16 protein-coding genes are annotated in these 17,258 nt (G+C 29.8%); 2 read left to right on the top strand and 14 right to left on the bottom strand.

Going from position 1 to position 17,258, the window contains the following annotated elements; genetic code table 11:
- The first annotated feature begins 8 nt into the window (after nucleotides 1-8).
- Both guaA and BVC87_RS09310 read left to right on the top strand, forming a co-directional pair.
- Entirely contained in the window at nucleotides 9-1,544 is a 1,536-nt protein-coding gene (guaA, locus tag BVC87_RS09315; protein WP_075342103.1) for a glutamine-hydrolyzing GMP synthase, read from the top strand.
- A gap of 26 nt (nucleotides 1,545-1,570) precedes the next feature.
- Nucleotides 1,571-3,436 carry a PBP1 and LysM peptidoglycan-binding domain-containing protein gene (locus BVC87_RS09310; RefSeq protein ID WP_075342102.1) on the top strand — a complete coding sequence of 622 codons (1,866 nt, stop codon included), beginning with the start codon at nucleotides 1,571-1,573 and terminating at the stop codon, nucleotides 3,434-3,436.
- A 47-nt stretch (nucleotides 3,437-3,483) separates the two neighbouring features.
- On the opposite strand, the gene BVC87_RS09305 is transcribed toward BVC87_RS09310, so the two are convergent.
- Genes BVC87_RS09305 through BVC87_RS09240 form a run of 14 tightly spaced genes read right to left on the bottom strand, consistent with a single transcriptional unit; the run spans nucleotide 3,484 to nucleotide 17,243 of the window.
- Nucleotides 3,484-4,032, bottom strand: coding sequence for a sugar transferase (locus tag BVC87_RS09305; RefSeq protein ID WP_075342101.1), 549 nt, complete (start codon nucleotides 4,030-4,032; stop codon nucleotides 3,484-3,486).
- A 5-nt stretch (nucleotides 4,033-4,037) separates the two neighbouring features.
- Complete coding sequence (locus BVC87_RS09300; RefSeq protein ID WP_075342100.1) at nucleotides 4,038-4,988, bottom strand: NAD-dependent epimerase/dehydratase family protein; 951 nt, start codon at nucleotides 4,986-4,988, stop codon at nucleotides 4,038-4,040.
- Nucleotides 4,989-4,996: 8 nt separating this feature from the next.
- Nucleotides 4,997-6,046, bottom strand: a complete 1,050-nt coding sequence (gene rfbB, locus BVC87_RS09295) for a dTDP-glucose 4,6-dehydratase (protein ID WP_075342099.1) — start codon at nucleotides 6,044-6,046, stop codon at nucleotides 4,997-4,999.
- A 3-nt stretch (nucleotides 6,047-6,049) separates the two neighbouring features.
- Nucleotides 6,050-6,907 (bottom strand): dTDP-4-dehydrorhamnose reductase, encoded by an 858-nt coding sequence (gene rfbD / locus BVC87_RS09290; protein ID WP_075342098.1) that lies wholly within the window; start codon nucleotides 6,905-6,907, stop codon nucleotides 6,050-6,052.
- Between the two features lie 4 nt (nucleotides 6,908-6,911).
- Entirely contained in the window at nucleotides 6,912-7,466 is a 555-nt protein-coding gene (gene rfbC, locus BVC87_RS09285) for a dTDP-4-dehydrorhamnose 3,5-epimerase (RefSeq protein ID WP_075342097.1), read from the bottom strand.
- 10 nt (nucleotides 7,467-7,476) lie between these two features.
- Complete coding sequence (gene rfbA, locus BVC87_RS09280; protein WP_075342202.1) at nucleotides 7,477-8,349, bottom strand: glucose-1-phosphate thymidylyltransferase RfbA; 873 nt, start codon at nucleotides 8,347-8,349, stop codon at nucleotides 7,477-7,479.
- 56 nt (nucleotides 8,350-8,405) lie between these two features.
- Nucleotides 8,406-9,473: a glycosyltransferase family protein gene (locus BVC87_RS09275; protein WP_075342096.1), complete on the bottom strand. Its 1,068-nt coding sequence runs from the start codon at nucleotides 9,471-9,473 to the stop codon at nucleotides 8,406-8,408.
- A 15-nt stretch (nucleotides 9,474-9,488) separates the two neighbouring features.
- A complete protein-coding gene (locus BVC87_RS09270; protein WP_075342095.1) occupies nucleotides 9,489-10,385 on the bottom strand; it encodes an SDR family oxidoreductase in 897 nt (298 codons plus the stop codon).
- A gap of 23 nt (nucleotides 10,386-10,408) precedes the next feature.
- Nucleotides 10,409-11,107, bottom strand: a complete 699-nt coding sequence (locus BVC87_RS09265) for an acyltransferase (protein WP_075342094.1) — start codon at nucleotides 11,105-11,107, stop codon at nucleotides 10,409-10,411.
- Entirely contained in the window at nucleotides 11,091-12,320 is a 1,230-nt protein-coding gene (locus BVC87_RS09260) for a glycosyltransferase family 4 protein (RefSeq protein ID WP_075342093.1), read from the bottom strand. The genes BVC87_RS09265 and BVC87_RS09260 overlap by 17 nt, the downstream gene beginning before the upstream one ends.
- A gap of 7 nt (nucleotides 12,321-12,327) precedes the next feature.
- Entirely contained in the window at nucleotides 12,328-13,608 is a 1,281-nt protein-coding gene (locus tag BVC87_RS09255) for a glycosyltransferase family 4 protein (RefSeq protein WP_075342092.1), read from the bottom strand.
- A 30-nt stretch (nucleotides 13,609-13,638) separates the two neighbouring features.
- Nucleotides 13,639-14,589 carry a UDP-glucuronic acid decarboxylase family protein gene (locus BVC87_RS09250; RefSeq protein WP_075342091.1) on the bottom strand — a complete coding sequence of 317 codons (951 nt, stop codon included), beginning with the start codon at nucleotides 14,587-14,589 and terminating at the stop codon, nucleotides 13,639-13,641.
- Between the two features lie 6 nt (nucleotides 14,590-14,595).
- Nucleotides 14,596-15,990: a nucleotide sugar dehydrogenase gene (locus BVC87_RS09245; protein WP_075342090.1), complete on the bottom strand. Its 1,395-nt coding sequence runs from the start codon at nucleotides 15,988-15,990 to the stop codon at nucleotides 14,596-14,598.
- On the bottom strand, nucleotides 15,990-17,243 hold the full coding sequence (locus tag BVC87_RS09240; protein ID WP_075342089.1) for a hypothetical protein: 1,254 nt from the start codon (nucleotides 17,241-17,243) through the stop codon (nucleotides 15,990-15,992). Before BVC87_RS09240 ends, BVC87_RS09245 begins: the two co-directional genes overlap by 1 nt.
- Between the last annotated feature and the right edge of the window lie 15 nt (nucleotides 17,244-17,258).

Raw genomic sequence — 17,258 nt, 5'->3', positions numbered from 1 at the left:
TTTTGCGGATGCAACAACACAACGTACTTATACTAGATTTCGGTTCGCAATATACTCAGTTAATTGCGCGTCGAGTAAGGGAACTAAATATTTATTGTGAAATACACCCTTATAATAAAATACCACAAGACTTAGCACAATTTAAAGCTGTTATTCTTTCAGGAAGTCCATCTTCAGTTCGTTCAGAAGAGGCTCCTCATCCTGATTTATCAGAAATAAGAGGTAAAAAACCGTTATTAGCTGTGTGTTATGGAGCCCAATATTTAGCTCATTTTTCAGGTGGACTCGTTGCTCCTTCTAATACTAGAGAATACGGTAGAGCTAATTTATCTTTCATTAAGAAAGAAGAAAGTTTCTTTTCTGAAATTAACGAAGGAAGTCAAGTTTGGATGAGCCATTCAGATACTATAAAAGAATTACCTGCTAATGCTATTTTGTTAGCCAGTACTCATGATGTAGAGAATGCAGCATATAGAATAGAAGGAGAAACTACTTATGCTATTCAATTTCATCCAGAAGTATATCACTCTACGGATGGTAAAACTTTGCTTAAAAACTTTTTAGTTGATATCGCGGGGATTCGACAGAATTGGACTCCCAATTCGTTTGTTGAATCTACTGTTTCTGAATTGAAAGAAAAAATAGGTGATGATAAAGTCATTCTAGGCCTTTCAGGTGGTGTAGATTCAACTGTAGCTGGTGTTCTACTACACAAAGCTATTGGTGACAACTTACATTGTATCTTTGTTAACAATGGTCTTTTAAGAAAAGATGAATTTAAAAATGTGTTAAAACAATACGAAGGCATGGGATTAAACGTTAAAGGAGTGGATGCTTCTGAACGTTTCTTAAATGCTCTTGAAGGTATAAGTGACCCAGAAACCAAAAGAAAAACTATTGGTAGAGTTTTTATTGAAGTTTTTGATGATGAAGCAGCTAAAGTTGAAAATGCAAAATGGTTAGCTCAGGGTACTATTTATCCTGATGTTATTGAGTCTGTTTCTGTAAATGGAGGCCCTTCAGCTACGATTAAAAGTCATCATAATGTAGGTGGTTTACCTGACTTTATGAAACTTAAAGTGGTAGAACCTTTACGTATGATCTTTAAAGACGAAGTAAGGAGAGTTGGAGGTTCTATGGGAATAGATCCAGAGTTGTTAGGAAGACATCCTTTCCCTGGCCCTGGATTAGCTATTAGAATTCTAGGAGATATTACTTCAGAAAAAGTTCGTATTTTGCAAGAAGTAGACGCTATATTTATTAATGGACTAAAAGAATATGGTTTATACAACAAAGTATGGCAAGCTGGAGCTATCTTACTTCCTGTAAATTCTGTAGGTGTAATGGGTGACGAAAGAACCTATGAAAAAGTGGTAGCTTTAAGAGCAGTAGAAAGTACAGACGGTATGACTGCAGATTGGGTAAATTTACCTTATGAATTTTTGCAGAATATATCTAACAAAATAATAAATAATGTAAAAGGTGTAAATAGAGTTGTTTACGATATTAGCTCTAAACCACCTGCTACAATTGAGTGGGAATAAACACTGGTTAAGTTGTGATAAATTTTATGAATACAATTAAATTTTGGGCTTTTACAATAGCTTTATCTTTAATAGTGGCTTCTTGTAGCCAGCAAAAAAGATATATCTCATATACTGTAAAAGAAGGGGAAACTATGCGAGACATCGCAAAACGTGTTAATGTAAAAACTGAGGATTTAGTTCGGTTAAACCCAGACGTTGGTGATGTTCCTTCAGCCAATAGTACTATAATTATACCTAATCCAGAATACAATAAAAATATTCCTCTAATTCAGAAACCAACAGAAACTACTGACAACGGAATAGAGGCTACTGATACGGAATTAACTAATGATGATACAACGGTAGCTCCTGACTCAACTCAAATCGTTAGGACTGTTTACGAATATAAAACTCATACTGTAAAACCTGGTGAAACAGTATATAGAATCACAAAAACATATGATATTTCAAAGGATGAGCTATTAAAACTTAACCCTCAATTTCCTAGATTAAAAGACAACTATCTAGATGTTGGGCAAGAGTTAAAAGTTAAAGTAGCTGAGAAAAAAGTATTTTATATTTCTAGAGAAGAAGATTTAAAAAATCATGTTACCCATACTGTTGAATCTAAAGAAACTGTATATGGATTAACACGATTCTATAATATCTCGAAAGAGGAATTAATGAATTTAAATCCAGAGTATCCTGAAATTGCAGATAATGTTTTAAAAGTTGGACAAGTACTAAGAATTAGAGATATTGCTGAAAAGTTGGATACTGATGAAATTAAAATGTTCATTGATACCATTGCCACAACAGATACTATTCGCTTAGCTATGCTTTTGCCTTTTAGAGCAAAAGAGTATGATAGCATATCATATGAAAAAATCTTTGATGCTAAAAAAAGTAAAAGAAGCGGAGATGCTAATTTGGCTAATCTGATTACAGACTTTTACATGGGAAGTGAAATAGCTATTGATTCAGTGAAACGTTCGGGAGTAAATGTTGATGTATCTGTCTTTGATACTGGAAATAGAGGAAATTTAGTTGAACAAATTATTGAAAGTGATAAGCTAGATAATGTAGATGCTATTATAGGTCCTTTTTATTCTGATAAAGCAGAATATGTTGCTAAAAAAGCAGATGCTCCTGTAGTATTCCCTCATTACTCTAAAAAACAAGATCAATTTTCTTCTTCATCTCTTGTTAAGTCAGCACCAGATAACAATGCTAGAAGCCAATTCTTAGCAAATTATCTAACTAAAATTTACACAAAAGAAAATATATTCATAGTAAGTGATGGTAGTACTGACTCTGATGACCACGCAAAAGAAATTACTAAACTTCTAAGAGAGCATGACTCAATTAATGAAGTACATGTATTAAAGCCTGACGAAGGTTATATTAAAAAAGAGCGTTTTACAGACAAAATGAAAGAAGGTTCTCATAATTGGGTAATCATTACGTCTAATGATAAAGCTTTAGTTGCAAATGCTATTAATAGTATGGTTGTATTACCTGAAAAAGTTTCTGCACAAGTTTTCTCTATAAATAAAGGAGCTGCATATGATAATGTAGATAATAATACTTTAGCAAGAGTTGGATTCGCTTTTATAACTGATAACTATACAGATTCTGAAGATCAAAATTTAAAAGAGTTCACCAAGAAGTATAGAAAAATCAATAAAGATATTCCTTCTGAATATGCTATTAGAGGATTTGATATTACTTTAGATGTCTTAATGCGACTTGCATCTGGTGAAGAATTAACTAAAACATACAAGCAAGGTGCTTCAATCCGATTAGGAAATAAATTTATTTTTGATAAGAAGTTATTTGGTAGTACATCTAATTACGGATTATTTATGGTGAAGTATAATCCTGATTTAACGCTGGAAAGAATTAAATAAACAGAGATGAAATAATAAAAAAAGAGACTAAAATTTAGTCTCTTTTTTTATTTTATACGATCTCCTGATCCTTTGCCGCCTACTGTAGCAAATATGTAATAAAAATATTTTTTTAACGTCAAAGTTTTAAGCATTTCTGCATCAGTCTCTGCTAATTTTTTAGGAGTAGACATGTCTATTTCATTTATCTGAGCTAAACCAGTTATACCTGGTAAAAAATCATAAACTCCCTTTTCTGAACGCTCTTTGATTAATTCTTTTTGATTAAAAAGGTTTGGTCTAGGTCCTACTAAACTCATATCTCCTTTTAATACATTAATAAGTTGAGGTAATTCATCTAACTTAGATTTTCTAAGAAAAGATCCTAGTTTAGTAATTGAACTACTACTTGCTAGATGAGTTGCAACTGATTTTGTATTAATACTCATAGTTCTATACTTAAGAAGTACAAACGGTTTTTGATTTCTTCCTACTCTCTCCTGTTTAAATATTGGAGAACCTGTATCAAAAAGTCCTAAAATATAAACTATAAGACCTATTGGCCATAAAAATAAAATTCCTAAAAAAGAAAATATAAAATCTAATAAACGTATCATGTATTTTATTTATTGAAACTTTTAATTGTTAGTGTTATTCCTTCCATAGTTGATAGAGGTAAATCCTTTGCCATGGCTTGTTTTAGTTTAGTATTTGAAACAATATAGTTATCAGTAAGTTTTTGGAGCTTTTCTGAATTAATAGGTGAAGGAAAAACATCTCCTAACTTAGCAAGTATACCTATTAAAAATTTAGGTATATTTAAAATCGATACTCTTCTATCTATGCTTTGTCCTATTATTTTTACTAAATCTGTAGTTGATATAGGCTTATCATCTGATACATTATACACTCCTGAGGAAATATCTGTATTTTGAATTAACTGTTGAATTACAAAAGATAGGTTATGAATTGATAAAAATGATCTCTTATTTTCATATTTACCAAAAGGATAAGGAATTCCTTTAGAAACAAACGAATATAACAAGTTTAAATTTCCTTTATTATTTGGTCCATGAATCATACAGGGTCTGAGAATAAATACTCTTTTGTTATCAGAAACTTTTTTAGATAAAATATAATTCTCTGCAGCTAATTTAGATTTTCCGTAAACTGTAACTGGAGAAGGTTTATAATCTTCTAACAACTCCCCTTCGATTTCATCTGCTACAGCCTTTACAGAACTCATATATATAAAGATCTCGCAGTTACTATTTAAAAAGGTATCAAATATTTTTTTTGTTAGCTCAGTATTCACCTCAAAATACTCTTCATCATTAGCTGTATTTTTTAAATCATGAGCTTTACCTGCTAAATGAATAAAAGCTTTCGACTTATTTAATAATTCTACATTTAAATCATTATAAGTAATTAAATCTAAAGTCTTTTTTCTAGATACTCCTATTACTTCATAATCATTATTTAAATACTCTTTTAAATTAGATCCTACAAAACCTGTAAGTCCGGTAACTAAAACTTTGGATTTATCAATAGAATGATTTATTACTTTAGACATTATAGAATTTAATTATTGTACATTTCTGTATAATATTTTTGATAATCACCACTTGTTACATTATTTATCCAATCTTTATTCTCTAAATACCATTTAACAGTTTTTTCTATACCTTCCTCAAATTGTAAAGATGGTTCCCATCCTAATTCATTTTTCAATTTACTTGAATCAATAGCATATCTAAAATCATGTCCTGCTCTATCAGTAACATAAGTAATCAATTTTAATGATTCTCCTTCCTCTCTCCCCAAGAGTTTATCTACCGTTTTAATTAAAACTTTTATTAAATCGATATTTTTCCACTCATTAAATCCTCCAATATTATATGTATCTCCTAATTTACCTTTGTGAAAAATAACATCTATGGCTCTTGCATGATCATCAACAAAAAGCCAATCACGTACATTCTCCCCTTTACCATAAACTGGCAAGGGTTTATCATTACATATATTATTAATAAATAAAGGAATTAATTTTTCAGGAAATTGATAAGATCCATAATTATTTGAACAATTAGACACCACAGTTGGTAAACCATAAGTATCTTGAAAAGCCCTAACAAAATGATCAGAAGAAGCTTTTGATGCTGAATAAGGAGAATGTGGATCATAAGGCGTAGATTCTGTAAAAAAGCCATCCTCTCCTAAACTACCATAAACTTCATCTGTAGAAACGTGATAAAATAATTTTCCTTCATAATTATTACCCCATTTCTTTTTAGATGCTTCTAGCAAACTTAATGTTCCCATTATATTAGTCTTGGCAAAAGAAAAAGGATCTTTGATAGATCTATCAACATGGGATTCTGCTGCTAAATGAATTACTCCGTCTACATCATATTTAAAAAAAATTTCTTCCATTAATTTATAATCACAAATATCTGCCTTAATGAAAGTATAATTGTTTTTATTTTCAATATCTCTCAGATTTTCTAAATTCCCTGCATACGTTAGTGCATCTAAATTAATTATATTATAATTTGGGTATTTGTTTACAAATAGCCTTACCACATGTGAACCTATAAAACCAGCTCCTCCTGTTATTAAAATATTTTTCATTGTTTAGCTTTCTATTTCGTTGATACACATCTTTAATGAATCTCTCCAATAAGGAATTTCTATTCCAAAATCTTTTTTAATTTTCGATTTATTTAACAGAGAAAAATTTGGTCTTTTTGCTGGTGTTGGATAGTCTTTAGTTTCTATTGGATAGACTTCACACGTTTTCCCTGAAATTTCCATTATAGCTTTAGCAAAATCGAACCAAGATAATACTCCTTCATTAGAATAATGATATATTTTAGAGTCAGTATTAAAATCTTTATCCAAAAGATTAAGACATAACTCTCCGAGGTCCTTAGCATATGTAGGTGAGCCAACTTGATCAAAAATTACATTTAGTTCATTTCTATCTTCTCCTAATTTAAGCATAGTTTTCACAAAATTATTACCAAAGCTAGAATAAACCCATGAAGTTCTAATTATTACACCTTCAATTTCAGAATTTAAAAGATATTCTTCTCCTTTTCTTTTTGTTTTACCATAAACACCAATTGGGTCAACTTCATCATTCTCTTTATATGGAATGTAACTTTTTCCATTGAATACATAATCTGTTGATATATGAATAAGTTTCCCCTTTTTTTTACTTAAGCTTTGAACAAGGTTTTTTACTGCTTCTCCATTAACTCTTTCAGCTGTTTCTTCTTCAGATTCAGCTTTATCAACTGAAGTATATGCTGCACAATTAATTACAGTATCAATATTGTTATCTGCAATATATGCATCTACTCTTTTACTATCTGTAATATCAAGTCCTTTTGAATCTTCAAAAAAGAATTCATTGTGAGTAAACTTCTTTGACAAACTTTTAATTTCCGATCCTAACTGTCCACTTGCGCCTGTAACTAATACTCTCATATTATTAATATTTAAAAGGACTAACGAACTCTTTAAAAGAAATCAACTTTTTATCTTTATCGGACAATTTTACATCTTCAATGTCGATATTCCAATTAATTTTTAAATCCAGATCATTCCAAATGATACCAGAGTCATAATCAGGAGCATATGAATTATCTACTTTATAAGAAAATACAGCTTCATCTGATAAAACTACAAAACCATGAGCAAATCCTCTAGGTACAAATAATTGTCTTTTATTTTCTCCCGATAATTCTACTGCAACGTGTTTTCCATAAGTTGGAGAACCTAATCTAAGGTCTACAGCAACATCTAAAACTTTCCCTTCCACACAACGTACAAGTTTAGCTTGTTCATATGGAGGTTTTTGAAAATGTAAACCTCTTAATACTCCTTTAGTAGATTTAGATTCATTGTCTTGTATAAAGTCTACAGTGTGTATATTTTCTTCAAATGCTTTCTTGTTAAAAGACTCTAAAAAATATCCTCTCTTGTCTCCAAACACTTTAGGCTCAATTATTACTACTTCGGGTATTTCTGTTTTAATAAAATTCATTTAACTTATATTACTTTACCAGATTTAAAAGGTATTGTCCATAATTATTTTTCTTCAGTGTCTCTGCTATTGCTCTTACTTGATCTTTAGTAATATATCCCATGTATAGTGCAATTTCTTCTAAACAAGCTACTTTTAATCCTTGGCGTTTTTCTATTGTTTCAATAAATTGTCCTGCTTCCATTAAAGAGTCGTGAGTTCCCGTATCTAACCAAGCATATCCTCTACCCATTAACTCTACTTTTAAAGAGTTTCTATTTAGGTATTCTTGATTAACAGATGTAATTTCTAGCTCTCCTCTATCTGAAGGTTTTATTTCTTTTGCTATTTCAATTACGCTGTTTGGATAAAAATATAATCCGACTACAGCATAGTTAGATTTAGGACTTTTAGGTTTTTCTTCAATAGAAATTACATTTCCTTCATTGTCAAAATCTGCTACACCATACCTTTCTGGATCATTTACATAATATCCAAAAACGGTTGCTTTTTGTTCATTTTCTACATTATTTCTTGCCTGTTTTAACATTTGAGTTAAACCATGACCATAAAAGATATTATCTCCTAAAATTAAACATACATCATCAGTACCGATAAATTGTTCGCCTATTATAAATGCTTGAGCTAATCCATCAGGTGATGGCTGTTCCTCATATGATAAAGAGATCCCTAATTCTTCTCCTGATCCAAGTAATTTCTTAAAATTGGGTAAATCGTGTGGTGTAGAAATAATTAAAATTTCTTTTATCCCTGCTAGCATCAAAACTGACAAAGGATAATATATCATGGGTTTATCGTAAATTGGCAATAGCTGTTTAGAAACCCCTTTTGTAATAGGATATAATCTAGTACCAGATCCTCCTGCAAGTATAATTCCTTTCATTTTCTTACTTTCCATATTAGTTTTAAAATTGACTATACTATCCTTAGCTAGAAAATTTAGTATAGAGCTTCATAATCGTTTACTATTTTTTCCCAATAATAATTTTCTTGTAATGACTCTGATGGTGATAATGAGGTTAGATCGTTATTATCTTTTATTATTGTGGATAACTCTTCAAAGTTTTTATAAAAGCGTCCCTCATTTTCTAGTGTATATCTATTTTGAGGAATATCAATTGATAAAATTGGTCTACCAGAGATAATCATCTCAACCAAAGAAGGTGCAGTTCCACATAAGGTATGTGTATGTATGTAAGCTTTACATTTTCTTCTAACCAAATCTAATTCAGGTTTATTATACAATCCATCAATCAAAACTATATTTTTGTAACCAGAATACTTTTTTAAAACTTTTAAACCGTATTCGGATCTAGATAAGTTAGATATTAAAACTAATTTTTGATTAAGATTTATAAAGCTCTCACATAACTCAGCTATCATGTTATCTTTTAAAGATCTGCTTATTGATAAAAAGTAATCTTCTTCTAGAAATGGATACTTTTCAATCATTTCATTTGTAACACTCAAAGAATCATCAATTTCTCCTCCATAAGGAATTATCTTGTAATTTGCTTCACCACCTTTAGGGATAAACTTCTTATAATGTTCGTTATCTAAAATTAAAGTACTTCTTTTTTTTGCTAATCTGAAACAATATCTAAAGTAGGATTTAATAATTTTATTGTATTTGGGCCTTTCCCATTCAATTCCTCCAATGTTAGTAATAATTGTTTTCTTTTTGAAAATAGATAGCAACGGAATTATTGGCATCCCTTGCGCTCCTAACAATACTAAAACATCTACTTTAAAATAACATAATAAGATAGAATAAAAATCATAAAAAAAACCTTGATATCCAGCTGCTTTGAAAATCATCTTTTTTACTTCTACACCATCAGGTGCAGGCTTTACATACTCTGTATCTGAAGAATTAAAAATTATATATTCAACTTCATCTGATTTTTTTTCTGCTAGATTATTTACCAATTGATCCCATCCTCCATACTTTGCATATAATCCATGAGAACCAATTATTGCTATTTTTTTCTTTTTTATTCTATCCATAATGACTAACTAGATTTATAAATAATCTTGATAATAATTATCTATATATTCTTTCAAGGCATCCTTCCAATCTTGCATGACATTCAAACCTCTTATGTCTAACTTCTTATTAATAAGCCTTTCATTTGGAGGTCTTTCAGCAAAATAAACGTCTTTAAAATGATCTGACTTTACTGCGGTTACCTTAATTTCCTCTTGTAAATTTAATAACCTTAATAGTTCATTTGTAACCTCTAATCTACTTGTTTGTCCACCACATACAAGGTTATATAATCCCCAATATTCTTTCTTTACTAATAGCTTTACATTTTTTGCAAAATCATGAGTATAGGTTGGTGTACCATCTTTATCATCAACTATGAATAATTCTTTATTACCATCTTTGATTTGTTTCATTAATTTTTGGATAAATTTCTTATCCTTTTTTGGTCCAGATCCCATCATCCATCCTGCTCTACATACTAAAAATCTTTTAGCATTTTCACAGACATATCTTTCTCCCATATATTTAGATCTAGCATAAACGCCTAAAGGGTTTGGTAAATCCCAATCATCATAAAGTTCCTTTTTTCCATCAAAAATACCTGCTGTACTTATATATAATAGAGGAATATCTAAACTATTTGCTATTCTAACAGCATTTTCAACTGCTAATGTATTAGTATTGTATGTATCGTCAGAGTTTTTCTCACAAAATTCTAAATCTGTATAAGCTCCAATGTGGAAAAGATAATCCGGTTTAAATTCATTAACATCTTTTTCATAAGCATCAGAATCTCTAAAATCTAAAAAAGATAGCCATTCTTCATTAACATCTTTGTCAGTACACTTTAGTAAAAATTCATCTTTAAATTGTTTGTAAAATGCTTCTCCTAACATTCCACCACATCCAGCAATGTATATTTTTTTCATTTTTATAAATTATTATTTTCTTACTATTTTCTTGATTTTATTGTTTTTGCAGGTATACCCGCAACAACTGTATACGGTTCTACATTTTTTGTTACAACACTATTAGCAGCAATTATACTTCCCTCACCTACTACAACACCATCTAAAATTGTTGCTTTAGTTCCAATCCAAACATTATCTTGGATTATAACCCCTTTTCTGGTCTCTCCTTGGCTTACAATCGTTTGATTTACATCATCATGATTGTGATTTTCGGAAAAAATCGACACACTGGGGCCAAAAATAACATTATTTCCAATTATAACCTCACCCCTAACTTGAATAAAGCAGTTCTCAGAAATACCAACATTATCTCCTATTGAAAGGCCTTCTCCTAAATCTCTTATTACACCTGTACAATCAATTATACAATTATCCTTTAGAGTAAAATTATCTCCTATTTTTATTCCTTTTTTTGATAATGCATTAATTGAGACATTATTACCAATCGATGTTGTTTTCCCTACTGATATTTTATTTTTATGATTTATGCTTGTCCTTTTACCTAAAAAAATAAGTCCTTTAGAGGATTTTAAAAACAATTTGACAAAAATCATTCCTCTGAAAAACTGAATTAATTTAGTCAAAACTATTATTAATAAATTATAACTTGATAAGTGTTCATCTATTTTATAATCTTTTCGACCTAATTTATCAATAATAGATTCAACTATTTTTTTCATTATCTTGTTTTAAACTTTGATAAACACTTATTAAATGATCATAATTTTTCTCTTCTGAAAAATTAGATTCGGCAAATTTTCTTGCGCCTTCTGACATTTCCAAGTAATCTTGGTCACTCATTTTTTTAGCCTTTTCTATTACTTGTTTTAATGTTTCTTTACTTCTGGATTCAAACAAAAAACCTGTCTTATTTTCAATAATTATTTCTGGGATACCACCAATTTTTGCTCCAATTACTGGCTTTCCAAGCGCATAAGATTCTATTATTGTCATTGGATTATTCTCATACCATTCAGATGGAACAATAATAAAAGAAGCTTTCTTTATCAAATCAATAAGTTCTTGGCCTGATTTATGGCCTAAAAAGCTTATTTTTTCGTTTACATTATTTATTTCTAACTCTTCTTTTATTGGGCCATCTCCTACAACTTTTAAATTCACACCAACTTCTTGAGCAGCTTCTATAAGAGTATGAACTCCTTTTTCATTTGAAAGTCTTCCGAAAAACAAAAAATAATTCTCTCTTTCTACAATTGGTTTTTCTTGTAAATGCGTGAAATTATAGAGGTGTGAACTTTTTTCTCTATATCTTTTATCAAAGTCAATATGTTTTTTTCGTGAAAAATCACTAACAAATACAAAATGATTGATATAGTCTAGTGGGTCATATAAATACTTTCTAAAATATCCTTCTACTGATAATATAGAGCTATAGAAAATATTACCTCCAGAACATCTATTTAATGTACAATTATAATATTTCTTTGGTTTACATCTCTCGCAAATTTCATTTTTTGAGTTTAAAAAAGCATTTGCTGGACATAATAATCTATAATCATGTACAGTTTGAACAATTGGAATATTATTTTCTCTTAACACTTTTAATACTGCAGATGATAAACCTCCATAAAAAAGATGCAAATGGGCTATATCTGGTTTCTCCTCTTGTATTAATCTCGATAACTTACTCTCAACTTCTTTATTATAAAGATAATTTTTTACACCTTTCAGTTTATCTGTAAAACTTACCTCCCTATTGTTTTGCTTACTTACAAAATATTTAGCATATTTTGACTGAATATTTTTCTCGCTTTGAGTACTAAAATACAAAACGGTATGTCCGTTTTTTTCTAATAAACTACCTGTATTTATATATACTCTATCAGCTCCACCTCCAATATAATGAGTATTATTTATTAATAATATTCTCATTTTTAATTTATTTATTTATAATAGTTTCATAGTCTTTAACAATTTGCTCAATCATCAAATCCCAACTTAATTCTTTTGATCTTTCAATAGCACCTATAGACATCTGTTTAACCTTACTTGGATTTTCAAGTAAGTATTCAATACTACTAGAGAATCCTTTAATACTATCATCAAAACTTTTAAGTGGTATTTTTATACCACATTCTGATGTTACCGCTATACTTAATCCAAAAGCATCATGACAAATAACGGGCAGACCTGTTGAAAGTGACTCTGGCACAACATGAGTAGTAGCTTCTCTATAACTAGTATGCATTAAAACATGGGAAGAAGCTAAAACAGATTGAACTTCTTTATGAGGTATTCTTCCTAAGAAATTTACACAATCAAGTTCTCTATTTTCAACTTCTGTTTTATAAAGTTCTTTTAGTGGCCCGTCTCCTAGTATATTAACATTCAATTTATTATTTACATCTTTAATATTTTCCAACGCTTTGATTAACATAATTAAACCTTTACGTTCAATTAGCTGTCCAACCCAAATAATATTTAATTTTCCAGTATTAAATTGTCTAATGACAGGATTTTCAACAGGATTAGTACCTGAATCTAATAAAATCTTAACATTAGTATTATACTTTCCCATTGTTATTCTATCGTTCTCTGAAAAGGCATAAATTAGTTTTGCTTTTTTTATCGCCTTTTTTATTCTTCTCTTAAACTTAAACTGTAAATAATTTGAGGTATTTCTAATTAATTCAAAAACCTTTTGTTTTAAGCTAAGACTTTTTAGTAAAGCAAAAGAAATTCCTTCTATACCTCCAGTAGGTCCCCAAACAAATGGAGTTTTAGTTTTCCATAAAAATCCTGGTTCTCTATATGTAATTTGAGTTAAATTATGAACTAAGTCAATCTGTTGTTCTTGGATAATACTTTTGGATATTTGATATGCTTTTTTCTGCCAAAAAGCATAACCTAAATAATATAAAACAGGAAAACCGATACTACCTTTTCCCATAGTAATAAACCTATTAAATTTAGCTAACAATAAAGTTGTTTTCGGTTGATCTACAGGAACTAATGTTAAATTACTTTCCTTTTCATTAACCGCATAATATTCTTCAACAGCTTTAAAATAAGATTCAGGTGCGTACTGAGAACCTCTAGCATATAAAACTGTAATATTTAGGTTTTTATTCTTCGCTAATCTTGAAACAATATTCCAACCTTCGGCACACTCTGAGCCTTGGACAGGACTAAATTCATGGGCACTAATTAGAATATTCATGTCTAGTTGTTTTAAATAACATATGTAAAATTACATTAAATCTTTACTTATAAGATTTTCAAAATATGTGATTGTTTTTGTCAGACCTGATTCCAACTCTACTTTAGGAGACCAAGCATTCAACTTTTCGTATGCTAAATCAATGTTAGGTTTTCTTTGCATAGGATCATCTTGAGGTAAATCTCTATAAACTAGCTTTGATTTTGAATCAGTTAGTTTTAATATTTTTTCAGCCAGTTCAATCATAGTAAACTCTCCAGGATTTCCAATATTTACAGGACCTAAAAAACTATCATCAGAATTCATTGTTCTAATCATTCCCTCAACTAAATCATCAACATATTGAAAACTTCTTGTCTGATTTCCTGTTCCATATATAGTAATATCATCACCTTTTAAAGCTTGTACAATAAAATTAGAAACTACTCGACCATCTTCTGGATTCATTCTAGGCCCATAAGTATTAAATATTCTTACTATTTTAATTTTAATATCATGCTGTTTATGATAATCCATGAATAATGTTTCCGCACATCTTTTTCCTTCATCATAACATGAACGAATACCAATTGGATTTACATTTCCCCAGTAAGTTTCAATTTGAGGGTGCACTAGAGGATCTCCATAAACCTCACTAGTTGAAGCTTGTAAGATTTTAGCTCCTGTTCTTTTTGCTAAACCTAACATATTCATAGCTCCCAATACTGAAGTTTTCATTGTTTTAATTGGGTTAACTTGATAATGTGGAGGTGAAGCTGGACAGGCTAAATTATAAATTTCATCTACCTCTGCAAAATAAGGCTCAACCACATCATGCCTAACTAATTCAAAATTTCTGTTATCTAAGAGGTGATTTACATTTTTTTTATTCCCTGTAAAGTAATTATCCAAACATATTACTTCATTTCCTTCATTCAACAATCGTTCACATAAGTGAGACCCTACAAATCCTGCTCCTCCTGTTATTAAAATTTTTTTCATAACTATTTACTTACCTATTGCTTTATATTTAAAACCTATTTTTCTTACTTCTGTTGAATCTAAAATATTTCGCCCATCAAAAATATAAGCAGGTTTATACATATTCTCATAGATTCTTTGCCAATCTAACTGTTTAAATTCATCCCATTCTGTTAAAACAGCAATAGCATGAGCAGACTTACATACCTCATAAACATCTTCACTTGATGTAAGATAGATACTATTTTCTTCAGATGATCTTGAATTTAAATTATTTACATCATCTAACATTTGTTTCGAAGATACTTTTGGATCATATACTTGTACATTACATTTTTCATCAATAAGCTTATCAGCTACATATATAGCAGCAGATTCTCTTGTATCATTAGTATCTTTCTTGAAAGCCCAACCTAAAAAAGCAATTTTTTTACCTGAAACGGTATTATATAATGTTGTTATTATTTTCTTAGCAAAGCGATTTTTCTGATGATCATTCATAATAATCACTTGATGCCAATAATCTGATACTTCATCCAAACCTAAAGATTTAGAAATATATACTAGATTTAGAATATCTTTCTGGAAACATGATCCTCCAAAACCTACTGAGGATTTTAAAAATTTATCTCCGATTCTTGTATCCATCCCTATCGCTTTGGCTACTTCATCAACATCTGCTCCTGTTTTTTCACATAACTCAGAAATTGCATTAATAGATGAAACCCTTTGTGCTAAAAAAGCATTTGCTGTTAATTTTGACAACTCAGAAGACCATACATTAGTTGTTAATATTTTCTCTTTAGGAACCCAAGAAGCGTAAAGGTCAACTAAAAGGTTTATAGCTTTTTTTCCTTCATCTGTATTGTCTCCTCCAATTAAGACCCTATCAGGATTCTTAAGATCTTCAATTGCTGTACCTTCTGCAAGAAACTCAGGATTAGATAATATTTGAAAATCTACACCACTACTAGTATTCATCAAAATACTTTTAATCGCTTGTGCTGTTTTAACTGGTAAGGTAGATTTTTCTACTATAATTTTATTTGTTTTAGCAACTTGTCCTATTTGTCTTGCACACAATTCAACATATTTTAAATCCGAAGCCATTCCTTTACCTTCTCCATACATTTTTGTAGGAGTATTAACCGAAATAAAAATCACATCAGACTCTAAAATTGCTTGATCAACTTCAGTCGAAAAAAATAAGTTTCTCCCTCTAGCCTCTTTAATAACGTCTGCTAAACCAGGCTCATAAATAGGCAAATTATCTAAGTTATCGTCATTCCAATCATCAATTCTTTTTTTATTTAAATCAACAACTGTCACTGAGATTTGAGGATTCATTTGAGCTATAACAGCCATAGTTGGGCCACCTACGTAACCAGCTCCAATGCAACATATTTTCTTTAATTGCTCCATTATATAATATATTTCTGTTTAAGATGAAAATAACATAAACCGACTAATCCTGAATGAATTAAAACAAATCCTGGTATTTCTGGCGTGTATAAAGTAAAACCTTCCCAGAACATGGTAAAATTAATCAAGATTATTAAAAAGGATATTCCTTTTAAAAAGTTATCTTTTGTTTTTCTAATTAGTTTAAACGGTTTTTTTACTGGAAAAAACCAAAGAAACAAATACAATATGCTTCCTAAAACCCCCAATTCAGCTATTATATGTGGCCAAAAAGTATCTAATAAGGTATGTCTTCCTGAACTAACATGTTCTGGTCCATTATAACCTATATAAGCCACATTATAATCATAGTGAAGCTTGCTATAGCCACCAGTAATACTTGACAAACTGGCAAAACTTCCTAAACCACTCCCAAAGGGAAAATAATCCCTAGCTACATTATAGCTTGCATAGTACATTCCTAATCTCACATGATCTTCAGATCCAACATCGTTTAGGTAACTTAAATTCTTATCTATATCTTCCTCGAATTTTTCACCTATAACTAGAAATCCAGCAAATACTACAAATATTGAGAAAAATATAATCTTAAATCTACTCTTCACATTAGATTCATAGATAAAATAAAAAGTCCATACTATTAAGTTACTTATTATTGTCTTTTTTAGAATGGTTAATAAAACTCCTAAACTTAGAAAAAGAGCATAATAAAAAAACTTTTTTTGGTTTTTAGTAACTACATACAATGATAAAGCTATTATAACTCCAATGTTCATCATAGTTCCTAAAGCACCTACCTCTCTAAATAATGTAACTCCTTCCCTAAGTGAGATTCCTTTAATTAAACCTTCAAAAATCGAATAAACAGAAGTTAATGTTATAAAAGTTAATAGTGCTTTTAACAAGCTTAGTAAGGTATTTCTTGAAGTTTTAATATTACTTCCCAATATAAATAATATAACGAAAACAAAAGTAAAGACTAGTCCAAGAAAGAAGTTAAAAAAACCTGAAACAGCATATAAAAGTGATATAACTAAAAATATGGATAATCCAAAAATATATTTTTTGTATTTCAGATCAAGATTCAACCCTTTACCTAATAATAGCCAATTCATAAAAAATAAAACGAACATAGCAACATGCCTAAAACCTGGAGGAAAAGTCAATATTTCAAGAGACTGAATCCATTCGGAAAGGAAAATTATCACTACTGTTGCTATAAAGCTATTTATTAGAATTTTACTTTTCTTCATTATTTATTACATCTT

The organism is Tenacibaculum agarivorans (assembly GCF_001936575.1).
In the GTDB taxonomy this organism is placed as follows: Bacteria; Bacteroidota; Bacteroidia; order Flavobacteriales; family Flavobacteriaceae; genus Polaribacter; species Polaribacter agarivorans.
Note: the sequence above shows the minus strand (reverse complement) of the source record. Positions and strands in the feature narration are given on the sequence as shown.